Source organism: Collinsella aerofaciens, assembly GCF_015557435.1.
GTDB classification, from domain to species: domain Bacteria; phylum Actinomycetota; class Coriobacteriia; order Coriobacteriales; family Coriobacteriaceae; genus Collinsella; species Collinsella aerofaciens_Z.
Genome location: NZ_JADNOH010000087.1, coordinates 1 through 20,152 on the forward strand (window position 1 = coordinate 1; position 20,152 = coordinate 20,152).

Sequence of the window (20,152 nt, forward strand, 5' to 3'; positions counted from 1 at the left end):
CATTCAAAAGGCAAGGCATGACCAGAAGGTCTATGCCTTGCCTTTTTCATGCCAACTTGTTCGCTCTGGACGTCGCTCGCTGACATTGCCAAAACATTGGCGTTTCCTTGGTTGTCAAATGATCCGTAGGGAGTCATTGGTGACATTGCCTTGATATTTTATTCAGTCGGCTGTGATGTCATTTGAGCTGCTTACCTGCTTAAGGTAATTGACGGCATATATCTGCTATCGAAAATATTGCTCGAAAAATTGTCCAAGAAGTCGCGGGGCGATTTTTGATGGGTCGCGCGTCAAGTGATTTGGCAAGTTCTTGGTTAGATATTGGTCAGTTTTGGGGCAACCTTGCCAAAAGCTTGACGAATGCAAATTTAGACGTCAGCGAATGAACACTTTGAGCGAGCTCGGTGCAAAATTCTGGGCTGATTCTCGATAATCGCCTTCAATCGCCCCTTGCCAAGCGCTGGCCTCGCTTACAATCTGCTCCGACATTCGCGCGCCGTCCGGCGCTTAAGAGGGGAGGGCCCCATGGCAAACGAGATTTGGACCATCAAGCGTTGTCTCGAGTGGACCAAGGAGTACCTGGCCGAGCGCGGCGAGGAGCACCCCCGTCTTTCTGCCGAGTGGCTGCTGTGCGCCGCCACGGGCCTGGCGCGCATTGACCTATATATGCGTATGGACGAGACGCTTAACGCGGCCCAGCTCGAGACCATGCATGCGGCCGTTGTCCGCCGCGCTAAGGGCGAGCCGCTGCAATACATCACGGGCAGCACGCAGTTTCGCATGATCGACGTCGCGTGCGCCCCCGGTGTGCTCATTCCGCGCCCCGAGACCGAGATGCTCGTCGAGGAAGTCCTCAATTATCTGGATGCCGAGGTACTGAGCCCCGAGGCCGCTGCCCGTCAGCGTGTTGAGCTGCCTTGGAACGATGAGGTCGAGCAGGCACGCAAGGCCGAGGCCGCATTGGCCGACGAGCGAGCGACGGCCGAGCGCCGTGCCGCCAACCTCACAGCTGCCGACGAGGCGGCGCTAGGCGGCGATGTGCTGGGCAGTCGCGCTTATGCCGAGGAACTGGCCGATCGCGAGGCCGAGGAAGCCGCCGCGCAGGCGGCAGAAGCCGAAGCGGCAGAAGCAGAGGCCATGGAAACCCCCGAGCCCGAGCTCGACGAATACGGCATCGCCATTGAGGACAACGACCAACAGGCGACTCCCGCGCAAGATGCCGCCGAGGCCAACGTATCTGCCCCAGCCGAGCCCCGCACTGCCCGCGTTCTCGAGGTCGGCTGCGGCACGGGCTGCATTTCGCTCTCCCTTGCCTGGGAGCGCCGCGGCCACGTTACCTGCACTGCTACCGATATCGAGCCGCGCGCCATCGATCTGGCCACCAAAAACCGTGATGCGCTTGGCCTCACGTCCGACGAGGTCGCCTTCAGCCTCACAAACCTGGTGAGTTCCATTCCCCGCGAAGAGTGGGGCACCTTTGATGTGCTCGTCTCCAACCCACCTTACATCCCGACCGACGTCATGCGCTCGCTGCCGCATGAGGTCAAGGACTTTGAGCCCGATCTGGCGCTCGAGGGCGGTGCCGACGGTCTCGATATCTTCCGCCGCCTGCTCAACGCGGCGCCCTACATGCTGCGTGCCGGCGGCCTGTTTGCCTGCGAGCTCTACGAGGGCGCGCTCGACGCCGCGGCCGAGCTCTGTCGTCAAGCAGGCCTTTCGGACGTGCGTATCGTCCACGACCTCACCGATCGCCCCCGCATTGTCCGAGCCATCGTCATCGAGCCCAAGCAACGCCAGTAATATTTATTAACTGGTTAGCAAAAATTATAAAGTAGTTTATAATTAGGACGGCTGAAAGAGGTCGGCCCATGCAACCTCCTACCTTTCGGGAAATCATTGCCCTACTCAAGCACGATGGATTCGTGAAGGTCGCGCAAGTCGGTAGTCATGCTAAGTATGTTTCTGGTGACCGCGTTGTCACCGTGAACGGCTCTGGTGGTGATCGACCAAAGAAGGGCACGTGGGCAAGTATTCGTCGCCAAGCTGGATGGTAGTTGGAGGCAAAATGAGGCAGCGATTTACCTATGACTGCGTTCTCATAAAAGAAGACGATGGTTACTGCGCTAGCTTCCCGCAGATTCCCGGCGCCTTTGCCGATGGCGATACGCGCGAAGAAGCGATTGCCCATGCCACCGAGGCACTGATGGCGTTTTTGGCCGACGACCTCAACAACGGTTTGACTCCGGCAGGGTACGAACGCTCGGCCGAGGTCGTGGCCCTTTCAGTCGAAATCGACCACGAGGACGCTCGGGAAGCGGCGTGCCGAACATTTAAAGACGCAGCGCTGGACCTCAAAGTCTCCGCTCCGCGGATTACCGCGCTGGTCAAAGCCGGAAAGCTCGATGTTGAACTCGTCGACGGCCGTCGGATGATAACGATAGACAGCATCGAGCGTTACGCCGCCCAAGAACGTCACGCCGGCAGGCCAAAGAAGTTCGTCGCAGTCCAATAACCCCCTCACTTTCACCGACTACTAGAGCCGCTCACCAAACCAACATGCGCTCTGGGCAAATAGGTTGAACGTTTCGTGCGAGAATGCCCCACAGTAAACAAACTTGCACCAGAGCGTAAGGGGCTGGCATACACATGCAGACGGTCTATCGGGTATACGAGGGAACGCGCGAGCCGCATCGGCTTGCCGTCGAGCGCACGGCCGAGGTGCTCGGCCGCGGCGGCCTGGCTTTGATCCCGACCGAGACCGTCTACGGTGTCGCCGTGGCAGTCAACGCCTTCTCGGACGCCGTGCCCCAAGATACAAGCGAATTCCCATCGTGGCCGCGCGATCCGCAGGCTGCCGTCAATGGCGCCGCAGTTCCTGCGCTCGGCACCGGCTATCGCCGTATCTTCACTCTCAAGCAACGTGAACTCACGCAAACCGTCGCTTGGCTGGTCGATGGCGTCGAAGCACTCGACCGCTATGGCGTAGATATCCCGGAAGATGCCCGCATACTCGCGCGACGATGCTGGCCGGGAGCCCTGACTATCGTGGTCAAGGCAGCCCCCTGCGTGCCGACCTTTATGCGCGCTGCCGACGACACGGTGGCACTTCGCGCTTCGGCCTCGCCCGTGGTGCAGGCGCTCATTCGCGCCTGTGGCAGCCCCCTTGCCTGCACCAGCGCCAACACGCATGGCGCGCCCGCGCCGGCAAGTTTTATCACGGTGGAGGGTCGCATCCTGGAGGGGGTCGATGTTGCCGTCGACGCCGGTGAGACCCCGTGTCGCGACGCCTCGACCATCGTGTCGTTTCAGCACGGCGAGCTCCAGATCCTGCGCCAAGGCGCACTTCCCGCATCAGAGATCGAACGGGTCCTGTCCGACCCGATGCAATAGAAAGGTTTAAGCGATGTCGTTGAATCTGGGCAGCCTGGGCATGGAAGATGCCTCGTTTGACTTTGGCGGTTCCTACATCATGGCGCTCGACTGCGGCACCACCTCGGTACTTGCGACCATCGTCGACGAGTACGGCTGCATCGTCGCGCAGGCACGTCGCAGCGTCAAAACCAGCTTCCCGCGTCCCGGTTGGGTAGAGCAAGACCCCATGGCGGTCCTTGCTAGCCAGATCGCCGTCATGATGGAAGTCCAGTTTAAGAGCGGTATCCACTCCGACCGCATTGCCGCCATCGGCATCTCCAACCAGCGCGAGACCACGGTGGTCTGGGATCGCGTGAGCGGTCAGCCGATCTATAACGCTATCGTATGGCAGTGCCGCCGTACCGCACCTCTGATCGACGAGCTTGTCGAGCAGGGCGCAGAAGGGCTGGTGCGCTCCCGCACGGGACTCACGCTCGACCCGTATTTCTCGGCCTCCAAGGTGCAGTGGATTCTCGACAACGTCGACGGCGCACGCGAAAGCGCGGCGGCGGGCGACCTCATGTTTGGCACCATCGACACCTGGCTCATCTACAACCTCACCGGCGGCCAGGTCTTTGCCACCGACTACACCAATGCCAGCCGCACGGCACTCTTTAATATCCATACGCTCGATTGGGACGACGACCTGCTGGCACTCTTTGACGTTCCACGTTCCATGATGCCCGAGGTTCGCTGGAGCTCGGGCGACTACGGCCGCGTCGCGAGCGACATCATGACCAACATGCCGCCCATCATGGGCGTGGCGGGTGACCAACAGGCGTCGCTGTTCGGCCACTGCTGTTTCCGTCCCGGCCAGACCAAAAACACCTATGGCACGGGTTGCTTTATGCTCATGAACACCGGCGACGAGATCGTCGAATCCAAGAATGGCCTGGTCTCCACCATCGGTATCGCTGCGGACGGCAAAGTCAGCTATGCGCTCGAGGGCTCTATTTTTGCCGCCGGCTCAACGATGAACTGGCTTCGCAACAACATGGGCATCATCTCGAGCGTGAGCGAGTCGGCACAACTCGCCGCTTCGATTAGCGACAACGAGGGCTGCTACTTCGTTCCCGCCTTTGCGGGGTTGGGTGCTCCCTGGTGGGACCCGCATGCTCGCGGTATCGTGTGCGGTCTGACCGGCGCCTCGAGCCGTGCGACCATCGTACGTGCCGCCTGCGAATCCATGGCATATCAGAGCTACGACGTGCTGCGCGCCATGGAGCAGGACGTGGGGCTTTCGATTGAGCGCCTGTCTGTCGATGGCGGTGCCTCGCGCAACGAGTTCATCATGCAATTCCAGGCCGACCTGCTGGATATCCCCGTGCTGCAATGCGAGACGGTGGAGACCACGGCAATCGGTGCCGCGTACTTGGCGGGTCTTGCCGTCGGCTATTGGGAAGACCTGGAAGAGCTGGAGCAAAATGCCCAGATCGTTAGGACCTTCCTTCCCCACATGTCCGCCGAGCGCCGCGAGCAAAACCTTGCGGGCTGGCGTGATGCAGTCAGGCGCTCGCTCAGCACCTCACAGTAGGGCTGCGATGGGCTGCTCGATACAACAAACCGCTAAACTAATGCATGGCGTGCGGCGGCAACATTGCTGCACACCTTGTCAGCAAGGCCGTTTTGCGGCCGCAACGAAAGGGGCAATCAATCCATGACCGTCACCTACGATGCGTCCCGTGTGACGCTTGTCGATCACCCGCTCGTCCAGCACAAGCTGTCGATCCTGCGCGACAAAAACACCGGCACCAACCAGTTCCGTCAGCTTGTGCGCGAACTCGCGCTTTTTGACGGCTACGAGGCCATGCGCGACCTGCCTATGGAAGACGTCGAGGTCGAGACCCCCATCACTACCGCCACGTTCAAACAGCTTGCCGGCAAGAAACTCGCCATCGTGCCCATCCTGCGTGCGGGCCTTGGCATGGTCGACGGCATCCTCGACCTGGTGCCCTCCGCTCGCGTGGGCCACATCGGCATGGAGCGCGACGAGGTCACCCACGAGCCGCACGAGTATTACTGCAAGATGCCCAAGGATATCGACCAGCGCATCTGCCTGGTCGTCGACCCCATGCTTGCCACGGGCGGTTCGGCCGAGATGGCCATCAGCTACCTGCGCGAGCGCGGTGTCAAGGACATCCGCATGCTGTGCATCGTCGCGGCCCCCGAGGGCCTCAAGTCGCTGACCGAGAAGGACCCAGATGTGCATATCTATACCTGCGCCATCGACGACCATCTCAACGAGGCTGCCTACATCGTTCCCGGCCTCGGCGACGCCGGCGACCGCATCTACGGCACGCTCTAGTCGCTGGGCTAAACGGCCGCGGCTGCAAATACGAAGAAACGGTGCGCGCGGACGAACAAAAGGCGACCGCGCGCACTCCTGTTAACGGACGTTTTGCCCTGCAGGGTTCGAGAAAAACGTATTACCGTACCTGCGGCATAAAGAAGGTCTTAAGAAAACGAACAGGTGCGTATTAACCGATGCTTTTTCGGTTGTACTTTAGCGATTGGCTCGTACAATAGTCACCAATGTTTGGCGGGAACTGTTCTGTGAAGCGTTAAAAAGGAAAGTGAGGACGCCAGTGTTTCAGATAGCCGATCTGCTCGCTATCGTTGCAGGCGCCATCGCGGGCGCAATTGCCTTCCTTCCCTTTGTCTTTACGCTCAAGCCGGTTCTTGACGATAAACAGAATGCGGACATGCTCAAGGGTATGGTGAGTCTGGCGGTCTCGGCAATCGCCCTGCTCGTCTTTACCTTGGTTGTGTTTGTGTTGTTCGGAGAGGCATTTCGCATGTTCCTCCTGGGCGAGGCGATCGGCTTCGTGGCCTTTATGGCCGCCTGCGCGGTTCGTGTCGCCAAGGCGCTGCGAGATCCTCATGAGGTCGAAAGGTAAGTCGTGGAAATTTTTGAAAAGCTGCCTGATGAGATTAATCATCTGGTCAGCGAGTTCAGCTCCACCCCTGTCGTGGGCGATCTGAGCTGCGGCATCACGCAGTACTCGTTTTGGCTGATCGTCTCCACGATCGTGCTCCTGATCGTCCTGGCCGTGTTCAAGAAGAAGCAGACCCTGGTTCCCAAGGGCTTCTTCGTCAACGGTTTCGAGTACATCATCGAGTACGTCGAGAACGATATCGGCAAGGGTGTCGTGGGTGAGAACTGGAAGAAGCACTTCCCGTTCCTGTGCTCGCTTTTCCTGTTCATCCTGATCAATAACATGATCGGCCTGATCCCGGGAATGAAGCCCGGCACCGGCGCAATCGGCTCCACCGCCGCGCTCGCCATTTTCGCCTTCGTGTACTTCATCTACTACGGATGCAAGGCTCACGGCGTGATCGGCTACATCAAGAGCCTCGCCCCGCAGGGCGTGAGCTTCCCGATGAACGTGCTCGTGTGGGTCGTCGAGCTTTTCTCGACCTTCCTGCGCCTCATCACGCTCGCCGTCCGTCTGTTCTGCAACATGTTCGCAGGACACGTGGTCATGGGCTCGTTCGCCATCATGGCGAGCATGTTCATGCAGCCGCTGCTTCAGCAGGTTTCCGCGGCCCACGCCGTCGGCGCCCTGCCTTCGCTTGCCTGGCTTGCCATCCTCATCCTGATCTATGCGATCGAGCTTGTGGTCGGCGCCATCCAGGCTTACGTCTTCACGGTCCTTACCGCCGTGTATGTCTCCGAGGCAGAGGAGGTCGCAGAGGAGGAGTAGTCTTCCGTTCGCGCCTTAAAGGTAAGGCAATTCGTTAAACCGCCGGTGCCCGTACCCATGGAGCCCGGCAGTTATAAAAAGGTTATCCTGCGTGAAATAAGACACGCACGACAAAGGAGGAATCGTGGGAGTTATCGGTTACGGTCTCGGTGTTATCGGCGCTGGTCTTGCTATCGGCCTGTCTGCTCTGGGTGCTACGGGTGCTATGGCCCGTCAGCCTGAGGTCCAGGGCCGCGTGTTCACCGTCTTCATCATGGGCTCCGCCTTCGGCGAGGCTCTGGCTCTGATCGGCTTCGTTGTCGCGCTGATCGTTAAATAGCACGGAGCGTCAAGTATGAATCTTTCATCCCAGAAGAGCGCGATCGCACTCTCCGCGTCCGCGGCCGCGCTGCTCATGCCGGTTTCCGCGTTCGCCGAGGACGGCGCTGCCGGTGCGGACATCCTCATCCCTAAGATGGCGGAGTTCATCCCGGCGCTTATCGCCTTCCTGATTATCTGGATCGTGCTGGCCAAGGTCGCCCTGCCGGGCATCATGAAAACCATGGAGGAGCGCGGCAAGAAGATCGAGGAGAGCCTCGACGAGGCCGAGAAGACCAAGCAGGAGGCTATCGCCAAGCGCGCTGAGTCCGACTCGATCGTCACCGACGCCCGTCGTCAGGCTGCCGACATCGTTCTCGAGGCCCGTAAGGACGCCGAGTCCGAGCGCGCCCGTATCATCGAGGCTGCTCACAAGGAGGCCGAGGAGATCATCGCCAAGGCCCATACGACCGTCGAGGACGAGCGCAAGTCCATTTACGCCGGTGCCGCGAGCTCCATCGCCGACCTGTCCGTTGCCGTCGCCACCAAGATCGTGGGCGAGGCACTCGAGGACGATGCCGAGCAGAAGAAGCTCATCGAGCGCTACATCCAGGAAGCAGGTAGCCTGAATGCCGACTAGCCGCTATCAGGACAAGGTGCTCGAGACCTACGCGCGCTCCCTTCTGGAAGCCGCTAAGGCCGAGAACCATGTGTTCGAGGACCTCGAGATGATCGAACGCTTGGCTTCTGCCAGCCCCGAGATCATCGCCGTGCTCGACACCATGTCCAAGCGCGACCAGCTCGACCTTCTTCCCAAGGTGGCAGCTGCCTTTAAGTATGTTGCCGAGGAAGACGAGGATGTAGTGGGCGTGACCGTCACCACGGCGATCCCGCTCGACGACGAGCTGCGTCAAACCATCACTAAGAAATGCGAGCAGGACTTCGGCCGCAAGGTATTCCTTATCGAGCGGGTCGACCCGTCTATCGTGGGCGGCCTGGTGCTCGAGGCCCGCGGCGAGCGTCGTGATATTTCCGTCAAGACGCAGCTGCGCATCGCGCAGGAGACCCTCGCAAACTCTGCTAATTCGTACGGAGGTGAAGCCTAATGTCCGAAACCCTCAATGCCCAGGATATCGCCAAGAAACTGCAGGAGCAGCTCACGAGCCTCTCCGCGACGGTCGATACGCATGAGGTTTCAACGGTCGACGAGGTAGGCGACGGCATCGCGCGCGTCTCCGGCCTCAAGAGCGCCATGGCAGGCGAGCTTCTGGAGTTCAAGAGCTCCGATACCGGTGAGACCGTCTTCGGCCTTGCCCAGAACCTTGACCGTGACGAGGTCGGCGCCGTTCTGTTCGGTGCCGTCGACTCCATCAAGGAAGGCGACGAGTGCCGCACCACTGGCCGCATTATGGATATCCCCGTGAGCCGTGCCATGCTCGGCCGCGTCGTCAATCCGCTCGGCCAGCCCATCGACGGCCTGGGCGACATCGTCGCCACGCACCGTCGCCCCATCGAGTTCAAGGCTCCCGGCGTCATCGATCGTACCCCGGTGTGCGAGCCGGTTCAGACCGGTCTGCTCGCTATCGACTCCATGGTGCCTATTGGCCGCGGTCAGCGTGAGCTCATTATCGGCGACCGTAAGACCGGTAAGACCGCCATCGCCATCGACGCTATCCTCAACCAGCGCGGCAAGGGCATGGTCTGCATCTATGTCGCCATCGGCCAGAAGGCCTCCACGGTTGCCAACATCCGCGAGACCCTCGCTCAGCACGGTGCGCTCGACTACACCATCATCGTTTCGGCCACCGCTGCCGATTCCGCCCCTATGCAGTACATCGCGCCTATGGCCGGTGCCGCTATCGGCGAGTTCTTCATGTACAACGGCGAGGACGGCAAGCCCGCCAGCGAGACCAACCCCGGCGGCCACGTGCTCGTCATCTACGACGACCTGTCCAAGCAGGCTGTGGCCTACCGTCAGATGTCGCTGACGCTGCATCGTCCGCCCGGACGCGAGGCCTATCCTGGCGACATCTTCTACCTGCACTCTCGTCTGCTCGAGCGTGCCGTCAAGATGTCCAAGAAGAACGGTTACGGCTCCATGACGGCACTGCCGATCATCGAGACCCAGGACGGCGACGTCTCGGCCTACATTCCGACCAACGTCATTTCCATTACCGATGGTCAGATCTACCTGCAGTCCGAGCTCTTCTTCCAGGGCCAGCGCCCGGCAGTCGACGTGGGCATTTCCGTGTCCCGCGTCGGTGGCGACGCGCAGACCAAGGCTATGAAGCAGGTCGCCGGCAACCTCCGTCTGGACCTCGCTTCATACCAGGAACTCGCCGGCTTTACGCAGTTCGGCTCCGACCTCGACGAGGCTACTCAGAAGCAGCTGACCCATGGTGCTCGCATGACCGAGCTCCTGAAGCAGCCGCGCTACAAGCCGTTTGAGGTTGGCGAGCAGATCGTCACGCTGTTCGCTGGCAACGAGGGCTTCCTGGATGACCTGGAGATCGCCGACGTGCTGCCTTTCCGTGCCGAGCTCATCGAGTACATGGACAATGGCTTTGGCTCGCTGCTCGACAAGGTTCGCGCCAAGAAGATCGATGATGACACCAAGGCTGAGCTCTTGCGCGTCATCGGCGACTTCAAGCAGCAGTTCATGGCCAAGCACCATTCGGATGTTTCTGGATCAGAGGAGAACTAAGCCCCATGGCCAACCTTCGCGACATTAAGAAGCGAATCTCCTCGGTTACCACGACCAAGCAGATCACGCGCACGATGGAGATGGTCTCTACGGCCAAGATCCGTCGTGCCCTCGATCGCTCCAAGCAGGCCGAGCCCTATAAGGAGGCGCTGACCGACGTCATGTTGACGGTCGCCGGCGACGCCTCCTGTTCGGGCACCGATCCCATGCTGCAGAAGCATGAGAGCGTCAAGCATGGCCTGATTGTCGTTATTGCCTCGGACCGCGGCCTTGCCGGCGGTTTCAATACGACGGTGGAGCGCACGGCCGAAAAGCTCGCTGCTTCTTGGGCGAACGACGGCATCGAGTGCGAGATCATCGCGTGTGGGCGCAAACCGGCCACGTATTTCCGTGACCGCGCAAACGTCGTCATGCACTTTGAGGGCAACTCCTCTGAGCCCGATTTCAATCAGGCCCGCATGATCTCCTCTCATATCTGCGATGCGTATCGTGCCGGTGAGCTTGACCGTGTCGAGCTTGTTTACCACCACGCCAAGAACCGCGTGGATCAGGAGCTTCGCGTCGAGCATCTGTTGCCGCTCGATCCCGAGATGATCGCTATGGCCCACGGTCCGCGTAAGAACGAGACCGACGCCCCTAAGCGCATCTCGTCCACGTTCGAGTTCGTGCCCTCTCCCGAGCATGTTCTCGGCAAGCTTGTGCCGTCTTATATCCTGACGGTCATCTACCAGGCCCTGATCGATTCGGCGGCTGCCGAGCAGGGTGCACGCCGCAAGGCCATGCACTCCGCGACGGAAAACGCCACCGCGATCATCTCGACCCTTACCCGCACGTATAGTCGCGTGCGCCAGGCTTCGATCACGACCGAGATTAACGAGATCGTCGGCGGAGCCTCAGCATTGGAGGAACAGTAATGGCTAATAACACCGTAAAGCTTGCGGTCGAGGAAGCCACCAAGAAGACGACTGCCGGTGATGGTCGCATCGTGCGAATCATCGGCCCTGTCGTCGACGTCAAGTTTGACGGCGCGGTGCCCCCGATCTACAACGCGCTCACGGTCGAGGCCGAGACCCCGATCGGTCATCTGAGCACGATCCTCGAGGTCGAGAGCCAGCTTCCGGGCGGCGTCGTCCGCACGGTCGCCATGTCCTCGACCGACGGCCTGCAGCGCGGCCTCATCGCCACCGATACCGGTGAGCCCATGAAGATGCCCGTTGGTCCCAAGACGCTCGGCCGCATTTGGAACGTCATGGGCAAGCCCGTCGACGGCAAGCCCATGCCCGAGGTGGAGGAGTTCTACCCCATCCACCATGCAGCGCCCCGCTTCGACGAGCTCACCACCAAGACCGAGATCTTCGAGACCGGCATCAAGGCCGTCGACCTGCTCGAGCCCTACATCCGTGGCGGCAAGACGGGCCTGTTCGGCGGCGCCGGCGTCGGCAAGACCGTTCTGATTCAGGAGCTCATCAACAACCTCGCCCAGGAGCACGGCGGCACCTCGGTGTTCACCGGCGTCGGCGAGCGTACCCGCGAGGGCACCGACCTGTTCCTCGAGATGAGCGAGTCTGGCGTTATCGACAAGACCTGCTTGGTCTATGGTCAGATGAACGAGCCGCCCGGAGCGCGTCTGCGCATCGGTCTGGCCGGCCTTACCACCGCTGAGTACTTCCGCGATCGTGGCCAGGACGTTCTGCTGTTCATCGACAACATCTTCCGCTTTTCCCAGGCAGGTTCCGAGGTTTCCGCACTGCTGGGCCGTATGCCGTCCGCCGTTGGTTACCAGCCCACGCTGGCAACCGAGATGGGCGACCTCCAGGAGCGCATTACCTCGACCAAGACGGGCTCCATTACCTCCGTCCAGGCTGTCTACGTCCCCGCAGACGACCTGACCGACCCGGCGCCTGCCACGACGTTTACGCACCTCGACGCCACCACGGTTCTTTCGCGTAGCATTTCGTCGCTCGGCCTGTTCCCGGCTATCGACCCGCTCGCATCTTCCTCCGACGCTCTCGATCCCTCGATCGTCGGCGAGGAGCACTACCGTGTCGCCGTCAAGGTCCAGGAGCTCCTGCAGGAGTACTCCGACCTTCAGGACATCATCGCCATTCTGGGTATGGACGAGCTGTCCGAGGAGCAGCGCCTTACGGTCAACCGTGCCCGTAAGATTCAGCAGTTCCTCTCGCAGTCCTTCCACGTCGCCGAGAAGTTCACCGGCAACCCCGGTGTCTACGTCCGCGTCGAGGATACCGTCCGCTCTTTCGCCGAGATTGTCGACGGCAAGGCCGATGACCTGCCCGAGCAGGCTTTCCGCTATGCTTCCACGATTGAGGACGTGCGCGAGCGCGCCCGCAAGATGGGGGAGAAGTAGGTTATGCGTATCCGCATCGTGTGCCCCGTGAGCTGCGCCTATGAGGGCGACGCTGCGTTTGTGTCGATTCCGTCCACGGATGGCGAGTTTGGCGTTCTGCCTGCTCACTCCAGCGAGATCTGCACGATCGACCGCGGTTACGTTCGCGTTTCCGATAAGGCCATGGGCACTGTCGACCACACGTTTGCCGTGGCCGGCGGCTATGCCCAGGTTGCGGACGATGTCGTGACCGTTCTCGCCGAGCGCGCTTGCGATTTGGCGACCGTCGATGCCGACAAGCTTAAAGCTGATATTCAAGGTTTTGAAGAGAAGCTGGGTAATTTGTCGGAGGATGATGCACGCCGCGCCTACCTCTATAATGAAATCGCATGGTGTAAGCTCAAGCTTGCCCAATAGTCAAACGATTTAGCGTTCGACCATTTGCGAACACATCATGCCCGGGATGGCTCAGCCACCCCGGGCATGCTTTTTGAAAGGGTAGACCTTGGATATTATTCGCGTTGAGGGTGGCCACGCCATCGGAGGCTCCGTGCCCGTCTCGGGTGCCAAGAACTCCGCGCTCAAACTCATGGCGGCAACGCTTCTGGCGCCGGGCAAGACGACGCTGCAGAACGTGCCCGATATTTCCGATGTCCACGTGATGGGCAAGGTGCTCAAGGGCATGGGCGCTACGATCGATGTTCTCGACGAGCACACGCTCGAGATCGATACCTCTCAGGTCGATTCTTGGGAGGCTCCCTACGAGCTCGTTGCCAAGATGCGCGCTTCCACGGCCGTGATGGGGCCCTTGCTGGGCCGTTTCCATCGCGCCAAGATCGCCATGCCGGGCGGCTGCAACCTGGGTGCTCGCAAGATCGATATGCACATTCTGGGTCTCGAGGCCCTGGGCGTTGAGTTCGATACCGCCCACGGTTACATCAACGCTAATGCGCCCCAAGGTCTGCGCGGTACCACCGTCACGCTCGAGTTCGCCAGTGTCGGTGCGACCGAGAACCTCATTATGGCATCCGTGCGCGCGCAGGGTACCACGGTTATCGACAATGCCGCCCGCGAGCCCGAGATCGTCGATCTCGCCAACATGCTCAACGAGATGGGCGCCAAGATTGTTGGCGCCGGCACGCCCGTCGTGACTATCGAAGGCGTGGAAGAGCTCCATCCTGTTACCCATCGCGTAGTAGGCGACCGCATCGAGGCCGGTACCTTTATCGTTGCCGGTGCGTTGATGGCCGACGATCGCGGTGTCGATGTCACGGGCTTTTGCCCCATTCACTTGGGCATGGTGCTCAAGAAGATGGAGCTCATGGGTATCGACTGCGAGCGCGTCGAGGATGGCGTCCATGTGAACCGTGCCGAGCGCATCAAGCCGGTCGACATCCAGACGCTTCCGTTCCCCGGCTTCCCGACGGACATGCAGGCGCAGATTATGGTACTCTCCGCCCTTGCCGACGGTAGCTCCGTTATCACCGAGAACATCTTCGAGAATCGCTTTATGTTTGCCTCTGAGCTGGTGCGCATGGGTGCCGACATTCGTATCGAGAGCCATCATGCCATGATTCATGGCGTCAGGGGCTTCTCGGGCGCACAGGTTACCTCGCCCGATCTGCGTGGCGGAGCGGCCCTCGTCGTAGCGGGCTTGATCGCCGACGGGACGACCGAGGTTTCGGCCATCCATCACATCAAGCGCGGCTACGAGCAGTTTGTCGAAAAGCTGCAGGCGCTCGGCGCGCATGTCGAGCATGCTACCGTCCCCGATCCCGTCATCTACTAATACAGGTTGCCTATGTTTAATAAAAAGCCCCTCGCGGATACCACCGCCCGAAGACCCTCAACTGGTGCGCAGGCCAAGATCTACAGTCGCGATAACGTGGCTCGCTATTCCGAGCGCGCTCGCCAACGTCGTCGTAGCCACACGATTCGTCACGTCGCGCTCATTGTCGTGCTTGGCGTGCTGCTGAGTGCCACTACCGCTGCCGGCCTGTGGTTTGCCACCATTATGGGCAAGCTCGGCGATTCTAATGTCATTACCGACAATCTGCGTCGGGTTCTGGTTGACACCGATGAGGCAAAGGATCCGTTCTACGTGCTGCTTCTTGGCACCGACGGCCGTCCGGGCGAGGATACGTATCGTGCCGACTCGATTATCCTGGCACGCATCGACCCCACGCAAAAGCAGGCGACGCTCATTTCCGTTCCGCGCGACACCAAGGTCGAGTACAAGGGCGAGACCATGAAGATCAACGCCTGCCATACCGTTGGCGGCGCCGAGGCCATGGTCGAGGCGGTCAACGAACTGTGCGGCGTTCAGATTTCCCATTATGCCGAGGTCAGCTTCGACGGTATGCAGGCGCTGATTGATTCGGTTGGCGGTATCGACATTAACGCAACCGACGATGTTGACGACCCTGAGCACCTGGATATTAAGATCACCGCTGGTCAGCAGCATATGGATGGCGCCACCGCCCTTACCTATGCCCGTTGCCGCTACACCTATGCCGACGGCGATTACACGCGCATGCGCCACCAGCGTCAGGTGCTTGGCGCCCTTGCCAACCAGATCCTCAATAACTTCGATGCCACGAAGATCTTTGGCCTGGTCAATTCGCTGTCCGATATGCTCGTAACCGATATGAGCGTTCAGGATATCGTGTCTACGGTCAACGCCATGCGCGGCATGGATGTCGACGGCATCTACTCGGCAAACCTGCCTTCTTACGCAGACGATACAACCATGATTGACGGCCAGAGCTACGTCTTTGTCTACGAGGACGAGCTCAAGGAGATGATGGAGCGCGTCGACGCCGGCAAGGACCCCAAGGGCCCCAACACTATGGGCCTTTCCGACGGTTCCAGCTCCACGATCGGCGACCTGAGCAATAACACCTCCGATGACTACGCCAACGGCACCGCAACCTCGTCGGGTGGCTCGGGCGATTCTGACGACTCGGGCGACTCGACTGATTCAGGCTACTACGAGGAACCTTCTGGAGAAGGTAACGGATACGAAGCCAATTATTAGGGTTACGCGGGCTTACCAGCCCGCGTAACGGCTCGACGCTGCGCGCCGCCCAGAGCGACAATTTGTCATTCAAAAGGCAGGGCATGACCAGAAGGTCAATGCCCTGCCTTTTTCATGCCAACTTGTTCGCTCTGGACGTCGCTCGCTGACGTTGATTCAACCAGCGATGCCGACTACACCCCTTGCACCAAAAATCGCCCCGTTCTCGGTTGAGGACGGGGCGATTCGTCTTTTGGGGTTGTTCAGCCAGGCTTATGCGAAGCGGGCGACGAGCTCCTGCAGGACGTCAGTCATCCTGACGAGCGAACTGACCGGGACGAACTCGTTGACGCCGTGGTAGCAGTAGCCGCCCGTGGAAAGGTTGGGGCAGGGCAGGCCGCGGAACGACAGCTGCGCGCCGTCGGTGCCGCCACGAATCGGCAGCACTTGGGGCTCAACGCCGCAGGCAAGATAGGCTTCCTTGGCAACGTCAATGAGCTCCGGGTAGTCACATACGATCTCGGCCATGTTGCGGTACTGCTGCTTGATCTCAACCGTCACGCGCTCCTCGCCCAGGCGCTGGTTGAGCAGGGCGGCGGCGGAATCAATCAGCTCGAGCTTCTGCTGGAACTTGGCGGCATCGTGGTCGCGAACGATATAGCGCGCCGTGGCGTGATCGACAGTCGCAGACACGCCCTCAAGATGATAGAAGCCCTCGTAGCCCTCCGTGTATTCCGGGCGCTGCGCATAGGGGAGCAGTGCGTTAAAGTCGCAGAATAGATTGCCTGCGTTGACCATGCGGCCCTTGGCGTCGCCGGGGTGAATGGACTGGCCCTCAAAGCGAACGGTCGCTTCGGCAGCGTTAAAGCACTCCCACTCCAGCTCGCCGACGGGGCCGCCGTCGACCGTGTAGGCGTACTTGCAGCCAAAGGCCTCAATATCCAGCAACTCGGCGCCGTGGCCGATCTCCTCGTCGGGGCAGAAGCAAATGCCGAGCGCGGGGTGGGGCAGCGAGGGATCCTGAGCGATGCGCGCGACGAGCGCCATGATTTCGGCGACGCCCGCCTTGTCGTCGGCGCCCAGCAGCGTGGTGCCGTCGCTGCAGACCAGGTCCTCACCCACGAGGTCGTTCAGGGCGGGAAGCTTGGCGGTGCTCATGGCTACGGGCTTGCCGTCAACCGTGCCGCAGACCAGGTCGCCGCCCTCGTAGTGCACAATGTGCGGCTTCACGCCGGCGCCCGGGGCAACTTCGGTGGTGTCAAGGTGTGCGATCAGGCCTAGGGCAGGCTTGTCCTCGGCGCCAGCACTCGCGGGAATATGTGCGCAGACGTAGGCGTGCTCGGTCACGTGGGTATCTTCCGCACCAAGCCCACGCAGCTCCTCTGCCAACACGTTGGCAAGGTCAAACTGAACGGTACTCGAGGGCACCTGGTCGCAGTTTGCATCCTCCGACTGCGTATTGATCTGGACGTAGCGCAAAAAGCGCTCAAGGACGTCGGGGCTCGTGTTGTTGTTTTCCATAAAGACCGCTCCAATCTTGGTCGTCGTGTGCAACAAGAACTCTAGCACGGTATGCCACGGCATACCGCGGCGCTTGGATGGGGTAGAATCACCCATTGAATGCAGAAGGGACGGAAGGTCATGGAAACGACAAATAGCTCGCGCGAGCTGCACCTGACGGTGGCGAACGAAGACTACTTGGAGTGCATGGTTCGCATCGAGAGCGAAGAGGGGGAGACCAACGGTGTGCGATCGGTCGATATCGCGCAGCGCCTCGGTGTCTCCAAGGCATCGGTCAATAAGGCGGTCTCGGCGCTTAAAACGTCCGAGCTTGTCGAGCAATCGCACTACGGCAAGGTCATCCTGACCGAGCGCGGTCGTGAGGTCGGTACGGCTATCTGGTACCGCCATCGCCTCATCCGCACGTTTTTGGTCCAAGAGCTCGGCGTCGATTTTGAGCGCGCCGATTCCGAGGCGTGCATGATGGAGCATGCGCTTTCCGAGGACACGATGAACCGCTGGCTCGCCTATCTCGAAAAGCAGGGAATTAGCGTCGAGGAATAGCGGGATATATATGGATACGAGTTATTACAACCGCTTTGGTGCCGAGGAACTTACGCGCCGCTTGTCGAGCGAGACCTTGCTGGCGCAGGGTCCCATGGGCAGCGTGCTGATGAGCGAGTACGATGCTGCCGATATCCCACCGGCGTTTTGGAATTTGGCAGAGCCGCAGACGGTTTCTCGTATCCATCGCCTGTATGTCGCTGCCGGCGCGCAAGTGCTCATCACCAATACCTTTCAGGCATCAAGCTATGCCCTCAAGCACGACCAGATCACGCCGTCCGTGGCGGAGGTCAATCGCGGGGCCGTCGATGATGCCCGCCAGGCGCACCCTCAGCTGCTGCTGGGCTCGATGGGCCCGATCGGTATTGAGTGGTTTGCCGAGGACTCTGCCGAGTATCGTGAGATCCGAGGTATTGCGCGCGAGCAGGCGCACGCCTTGCTCAATGCCGGTGTTGACGGTCTACTGATCGAGACGGTGACGTCTATCCGCAATTTGCAGCCCATACTTGCCGGCGCCCGAGATGCCGCCGACGGCATGCCTGTTCTGGTGAGTTTTGTCGTTGACGATAAAGGCGACCTGTTAGGCGATGGCCTCAACATCGAGGCAGCCGTTTTGTACGCCGAGAAACACGGCGCAAACTCGGTTGGCGTCAACTGCTGTTCGCTTGCGGCCGCGAGCGCCGCAGTGCCCAGGATGGTTGCATCGGCGACCACGCCCGTCACGGTGCGCCCCAACGTGGGCGACCCAGTTCAGACGCCAGACGGGCCCGTGTGGCATGAAGCGCCCGAAGCCTTTGCACGCGCGTGCGTCGAGTGGAAGCAGACTGGCGCCGCAATGGTTGGTAGTTGCTGCGGAACCACGGCGATCACTACGGCGGCGATGGCCGAGGCGCTCGATATATAAAGGTTAAACCGCTCCATACGGGGCGGTTTTTATTGCCTGTACGCCCTCGGCAGCATTTGCCCAAATGGTGAATGCCGGTGCCGGCAGGTTGCTGAACACTCGTTGCGGGTATACCTCATGCGTACCATGACCTAAACACTGTGAGGTGTCTGCGCGTGTGCGCGATAATTCATTTTGGAACTGACGGTTGGCGCGCTCGCGTCGACGAGGACTTTACCGCCGACAACGTTGCCCGCATTGCCGATGCCGTCGGCGAGTTGTGGCAAAAAACCAATCCCGGCAAAACGGTATATATAGGATTCGACACCCGGCCCCAGGCGCACGAGTTCGCTGAGCTTGCGGCGGGCGTGCTTGCGGCTCACGGATTGGATGCCGTGCTCGCATCTCGGCCTGTCCCGACCCCTGCCCTTACGTGGGCGGCGGCATATGACGGCGAGGCCTGCGGCGCACTCATGGTGACGGGATCCCATCATCCACAGGGCTATCTGTGCCTTAAGCTGCGCATGGGAGACGGCTCGACGGCCAACCAGGATGTCATCGAAGAGCTCGAAGATACCATGGCTCCTGAGCCGATGGGGATCGAGGGACACTACCGCACCGCAGATATTATCCCTGACTATATGCAGGCGGTGGCATCGTTTGTCGATTCGTGCGCCATTCGAGCCGCCCACCTGCGTGTGGTGGTTGACCCCATGGGCGGTGCGGCCCAGGGCTATCTTGCCGACCTGCTGCGCGAGCTTGGCGTCGAGGTCCACGAGATACATCCCGGACAGGAATCCGGTCAAGAGGATATTTGCCCCGACCCGGTCGAGCCGTGGGTGGATGCCTGCGAACGAACTGTTGTCGAGGACGGAGCGTGCGCCGGGTTGGTGACCGACGGCGATGCCGATCGCATCGGAGCGGTCGATGAGCGCGGTAGATATATACACCCACATCAGATCATGGCGCTCGTACTGGGCGATCTCGTGCAGTTCCGAAATCTTGAGGGCCGTATCGTCGTCAATCTCTCGTGTTCGACGCTCGTACGCCGTATTGCCGAGGCGCTCGGTTGCCGCGTGACCGTCAAGCCGGTGGGTTTTAAATATATAGCGGCAGAAATGAAAAAGGGCGGTGTCCTCATGGGCGGTGAGGAGGCCGGTGGTATTGGCATCGCCGCCCATATGCCCGAGCGCGATGGAATCCTTGCCTGTCTGATTCTGTGTGAGCTTATGGCAAAAACGGGCGCGCCTTTGGGCGTTCTGGTTGATCAGCTCGAGGCCAGTTTTGGCAAGACGAGCTACGGGCGCCGCGATTTGCGCCTCGAAGCCGAGGACGCCGAGTCGCTGCGAACGCTGCTTCCGGGTATAAATCCCAAGTCGATATGCGGCAAGGTCCCACAGAGCGTGAGCCATATGGATGGTTTGCGTTTGGCATTTGAGGATGACACGTGGTTGCTGGTTCGTCCGAGTGGGACCGAGCCGGTTGTGCGCGTATACGCCGAGGGCTTTTCGGTGGAGGAGCGCGACGAGCTACTCGATGCCGGCTGTGCCTTGGCTAGGGGGGCCTATCCGCTCTAGCCATGAGACCGCTCTCCATAAAGACGCGCTCGGTGAATGGTAGGGAACGGCTGGCAAACGTCAGCCGAATCCCAAGATGTGTAGGAAATGTGTGCGCCCAGATTCCCGCCCCGCACGCCCCTCCGGTCTGGCAATATATCTCCTTGCCG

The 20,152-nt window shown here is 60.5% G+C and carries 21 protein-coding genes; 20 read left to right on the forward strand and 1 reads right to left on the reverse strand.

Going from position 1 to position 20,152, the window contains the following annotated elements:
* Nucleotides 1–525 precede the first annotated feature (525 nt).
* The 17 genes from I2G43_RS08450 to I2G43_RS08530 all read left to right on the forward strand — a co-directional run bounded on the left by I2G43_RS08450 (nt 526) and on the right by I2G43_RS08530 (nt 15,500).
* Nucleotides 526–1,800, forward strand: a complete 1,275-nt coding sequence (locus tag I2G43_RS08450) for a N5-glutamine methyltransferase family protein (RefSeq protein WP_195535817.1) — start codon at nt 526–528, stop codon at nt 1,798–1,800.
* 68 nt (nt 1,801–1,868) lie between these two features.
* Nucleotides 1,869–2,054, forward strand: coding sequence for a type II toxin-antitoxin system HicA family toxin (locus I2G43_RS10730; RefSeq protein ID WP_089573106.1), 186 nt, complete (start codon nt 1,869–1,871; stop codon nt 2,052–2,054).
* Nucleotides 2,021–2,512: a type II toxin-antitoxin system HicB family antitoxin gene (locus I2G43_RS08460; protein WP_128620077.1), complete on the forward strand. Its 492-nt coding sequence runs from the start codon at nt 2,021–2,023 to the stop codon at nt 2,510–2,512. The genes I2G43_RS10730 and I2G43_RS08460 overlap by 34 nt, the downstream gene beginning before the upstream one ends.
* A gap of 134 nt (nt 2,513–2,646) precedes the next feature.
* Nucleotides 2,647–3,390: an L-threonylcarbamoyladenylate synthase gene (locus I2G43_RS08465; RefSeq protein WP_089573104.1), complete on the forward strand. Its 744-nt coding sequence runs from the start codon at nt 2,647–2,649 to the stop codon at nt 3,388–3,390.
* Between the two features lie 13 nt (nt 3,391–3,403).
* Entirely contained in the window at nt 3,404–4,945 is a 1,542-nt protein-coding gene (glpK, locus tag I2G43_RS08470; protein ID WP_089573103.1) for a glycerol kinase GlpK, read from the forward strand.
* A gap of 123 nt (nt 4,946–5,068) precedes the next feature.
* On the forward strand, nt 5,069–5,716 hold the full coding sequence (gene upp / locus I2G43_RS08475; RefSeq protein WP_040359658.1) for a uracil phosphoribosyltransferase: 648 nt from the start codon (nt 5,069–5,071) through the stop codon (nt 5,714–5,716).
* A gap of 280 nt (nt 5,717–5,996) precedes the next feature.
* Nucleotides 5,997–6,308, forward strand: coding sequence for a hypothetical protein (locus I2G43_RS08480; protein ID WP_035138788.1), 312 nt, complete (start codon nt 5,997–5,999; stop codon nt 6,306–6,308).
* A gap of 3 nt (nt 6,309–6,311) precedes the next feature.
* Entirely contained in the window at nt 6,312–7,115 is an 804-nt protein-coding gene (gene atpB, locus I2G43_RS08485; protein ID WP_022094263.1) for a F0F1 ATP synthase subunit A, read from the forward strand.
* 124 nt (nt 7,116–7,239) lie between these two features.
* Nucleotides 7,240–7,434, forward strand: a complete 195-nt coding sequence (locus I2G43_RS08490) for an ATP synthase subunit C (protein ID WP_022094262.1) — start codon at nt 7,240–7,242, stop codon at nt 7,432–7,434.
* Nucleotides 7,435–7,449: 15 nt separating this feature from the next.
* Nucleotides 7,450–8,052 (forward strand): F0F1 ATP synthase subunit B, encoded by a 603-nt coding sequence (gene atpF, locus I2G43_RS08495; RefSeq protein WP_006235712.1) that lies wholly within the window; start codon nt 7,450–7,452, stop codon nt 8,050–8,052.
* The gene (locus I2G43_RS08500; protein WP_117779406.1) at nt 8,042–8,518 is read left to right on the forward strand and encodes a F0F1 ATP synthase subunit delta; all 477 of its coding nucleotides are present in this window, start codon (nt 8,042–8,044) and stop codon (nt 8,516–8,518) included. The genes atpF and I2G43_RS08500 overlap by 11 nt, the downstream gene beginning before the upstream one ends.
* Complete coding sequence (atpA, locus tag I2G43_RS08505) at nt 8,518–10,116, forward strand: F0F1 ATP synthase subunit alpha (RefSeq protein WP_035138794.1); 1,599 nt, start codon at nt 8,518–8,520, stop codon at nt 10,114–10,116. Before I2G43_RS08500 ends, atpA begins: the two co-directional genes overlap by 1 nt.
* Before the next feature lie 5 nt (nt 10,117–10,121).
* The gene (gene atpG, locus I2G43_RS08510) at nt 10,122–11,030 is read left to right on the forward strand and encodes an ATP synthase F1 subunit gamma (RefSeq protein ID WP_006235716.1); all 909 of its coding nucleotides are present in this window, start codon (nt 10,122–10,124) and stop codon (nt 11,028–11,030) included.
* Nucleotides 11,030–12,484: a F0F1 ATP synthase subunit beta gene (gene atpD, locus I2G43_RS08515; protein WP_006235717.1), complete on the forward strand. Its 1,455-nt coding sequence runs from the start codon at nt 11,030–11,032 to the stop codon at nt 12,482–12,484. The genes atpG and atpD overlap by 1 nt, the downstream gene beginning before the upstream one ends.
* A gap of 3 nt (nt 12,485–12,487) precedes the next feature.
* Nucleotides 12,488–12,880, forward strand: coding sequence for an ATP synthase F1 subunit epsilon (atpC, locus tag I2G43_RS08520; protein ID WP_006235718.1), 393 nt, complete (start codon nt 12,488–12,490; stop codon nt 12,878–12,880).
* A gap of 88 nt (nt 12,881–12,968) precedes the next feature.
* Nucleotides 12,969–14,252: a UDP-N-acetylglucosamine 1-carboxyvinyltransferase gene (gene murA, locus I2G43_RS08525; RefSeq protein ID WP_195535818.1), complete on the forward strand. Its 1,284-nt coding sequence runs from the start codon at nt 12,969–12,971 to the stop codon at nt 14,250–14,252.
* A 12-nt stretch (nt 14,253–14,264) separates the two neighbouring features.
* Nucleotides 14,265–15,500 (forward strand): LCP family protein, encoded by a 1,236-nt coding sequence (locus tag I2G43_RS08530; RefSeq protein ID WP_195535819.1) that lies wholly within the window; start codon nt 14,265–14,267, stop codon nt 15,498–15,500.
* Nucleotides 15,501–15,752: 252 nt separating this feature from the next.
* On the opposite strand, the gene pepT is transcribed toward I2G43_RS08530, so the two are convergent.
* On the reverse strand, nt 15,753–17,000 hold the full coding sequence (pepT, locus tag I2G43_RS08535; RefSeq protein WP_195535820.1) for a peptidase T: 1,248 nt from the start codon (nt 16,998–17,000) through the stop codon (nt 15,753–15,755).
* 120 nt (nt 17,001–17,120) lie between these two features.
* Between pepT and I2G43_RS08540 the strand changes: the two genes are divergently transcribed.
* From I2G43_RS08540 to I2G43_RS08550, 3 genes are all read left to right on the forward strand, one after another.
* The gene (locus I2G43_RS08540) at nt 17,121–17,543 is read left to right on the forward strand and encodes a metal-dependent transcriptional regulator (protein WP_195535821.1); all 423 of its coding nucleotides are present in this window, start codon (nt 17,121–17,123) and stop codon (nt 17,541–17,543) included.
* Between the two features lie 10 nt (nt 17,544–17,553).
* On the forward strand, nt 17,554–18,447 hold the full coding sequence (locus I2G43_RS08545) for a homocysteine S-methyltransferase family protein (protein WP_195535822.1): 894 nt from the start codon (nt 17,554–17,556) through the stop codon (nt 18,445–18,447).
* 155 nt (nt 18,448–18,602) lie between these two features.
* Nucleotides 18,603–20,003 (forward strand): phosphoglucomutase/phosphomannomutase family protein, encoded by a 1,401-nt coding sequence (locus I2G43_RS08550; protein WP_195535823.1) that lies wholly within the window; start codon nt 18,603–18,605, stop codon nt 20,001–20,003.
* Nucleotides 20,004–20,152 lie beyond the last annotated feature (149 nt).

What these genes read in the sequence shown, in the direction of transcription:
- I2G43_RS08450 (WP_195535817.1), top strand. Translation starts at nt 526, where the DNA reads ATGGCAAACGAGATTTGGACCATCAAGCGTTGTCTCGAGTGGACCAAG.
- I2G43_RS10730 (WP_089573106.1), top strand. Translation starts at nt 1,869, where the DNA reads ATGCAACCTCCTACCTTTCGGGAAATCATTGCCCTACTCAAGCACGAT.
- I2G43_RS08465 (WP_089573104.1), top strand. Translation starts at nt 2,647, where the DNA reads ATGCAGACGGTCTATCGGGTATACGAGGGAACGCGCGAGCCGCATCGG.
- glpK (WP_089573103.1), top strand. Translation starts at nt 3,404, where the DNA reads ATGTCGTTGAATCTGGGCAGCCTGGGCATGGAAGATGCCTCGTTTGAC.
- upp (WP_040359658.1), top strand. Translation starts at nt 5,069, where the DNA reads ATGACCGTCACCTACGATGCGTCCCGTGTGACGCTTGTCGATCACCCG.
- atpF (WP_006235712.1), top strand. Translation starts at nt 7,450, where the DNA reads ATGAATCTTTCATCCCAGAAGAGCGCGATCGCACTCTCCGCGTCCGCG.
- I2G43_RS08500 (WP_117779406.1), top strand. Translation starts at nt 8,042, where the DNA reads ATGCCGACTAGCCGCTATCAGGACAAGGTGCTCGAGACCTACGCGCGC.
- atpA (WP_035138794.1), top strand. Translation starts at nt 8,518, where the DNA reads ATGTCCGAAACCCTCAATGCCCAGGATATCGCCAAGAAACTGCAGGAG.
- atpG (WP_006235716.1), top strand. Translation starts at nt 10,122, where the DNA reads ATGGCCAACCTTCGCGACATTAAGAAGCGAATCTCCTCGGTTACCACG.
- atpD (WP_006235717.1), top strand. Translation starts at nt 11,030, where the DNA reads ATGGCTAATAACACCGTAAAGCTTGCGGTCGAGGAAGCCACCAAGAAG.
- atpC (WP_006235718.1), top strand. Translation starts at nt 12,488, where the DNA reads ATGCGTATCCGCATCGTGTGCCCCGTGAGCTGCGCCTATGAGGGCGAC.
- I2G43_RS08530 (WP_195535819.1), top strand. Translation starts at nt 14,265, where the DNA reads ATGTTTAATAAAAAGCCCCTCGCGGATACCACCGCCCGAAGACCCTCA.
- pepT (WP_195535820.1), bottom strand. Translation starts at nt 17,000, where the DNA reads ATGGAAAACAACAACACGAGCCCCGACGTCCTTGAGCGCTTTTTGCGC.
- I2G43_RS08540 (WP_195535821.1), top strand. Translation starts at nt 17,121, where the DNA reads ATGGAAACGACAAATAGCTCGCGCGAGCTGCACCTGACGGTGGCGAAC.
- I2G43_RS08545 (WP_195535822.1), top strand. Translation starts at nt 17,554, where the DNA reads ATGGATACGAGTTATTACAACCGCTTTGGTGCCGAGGAACTTACGCGC.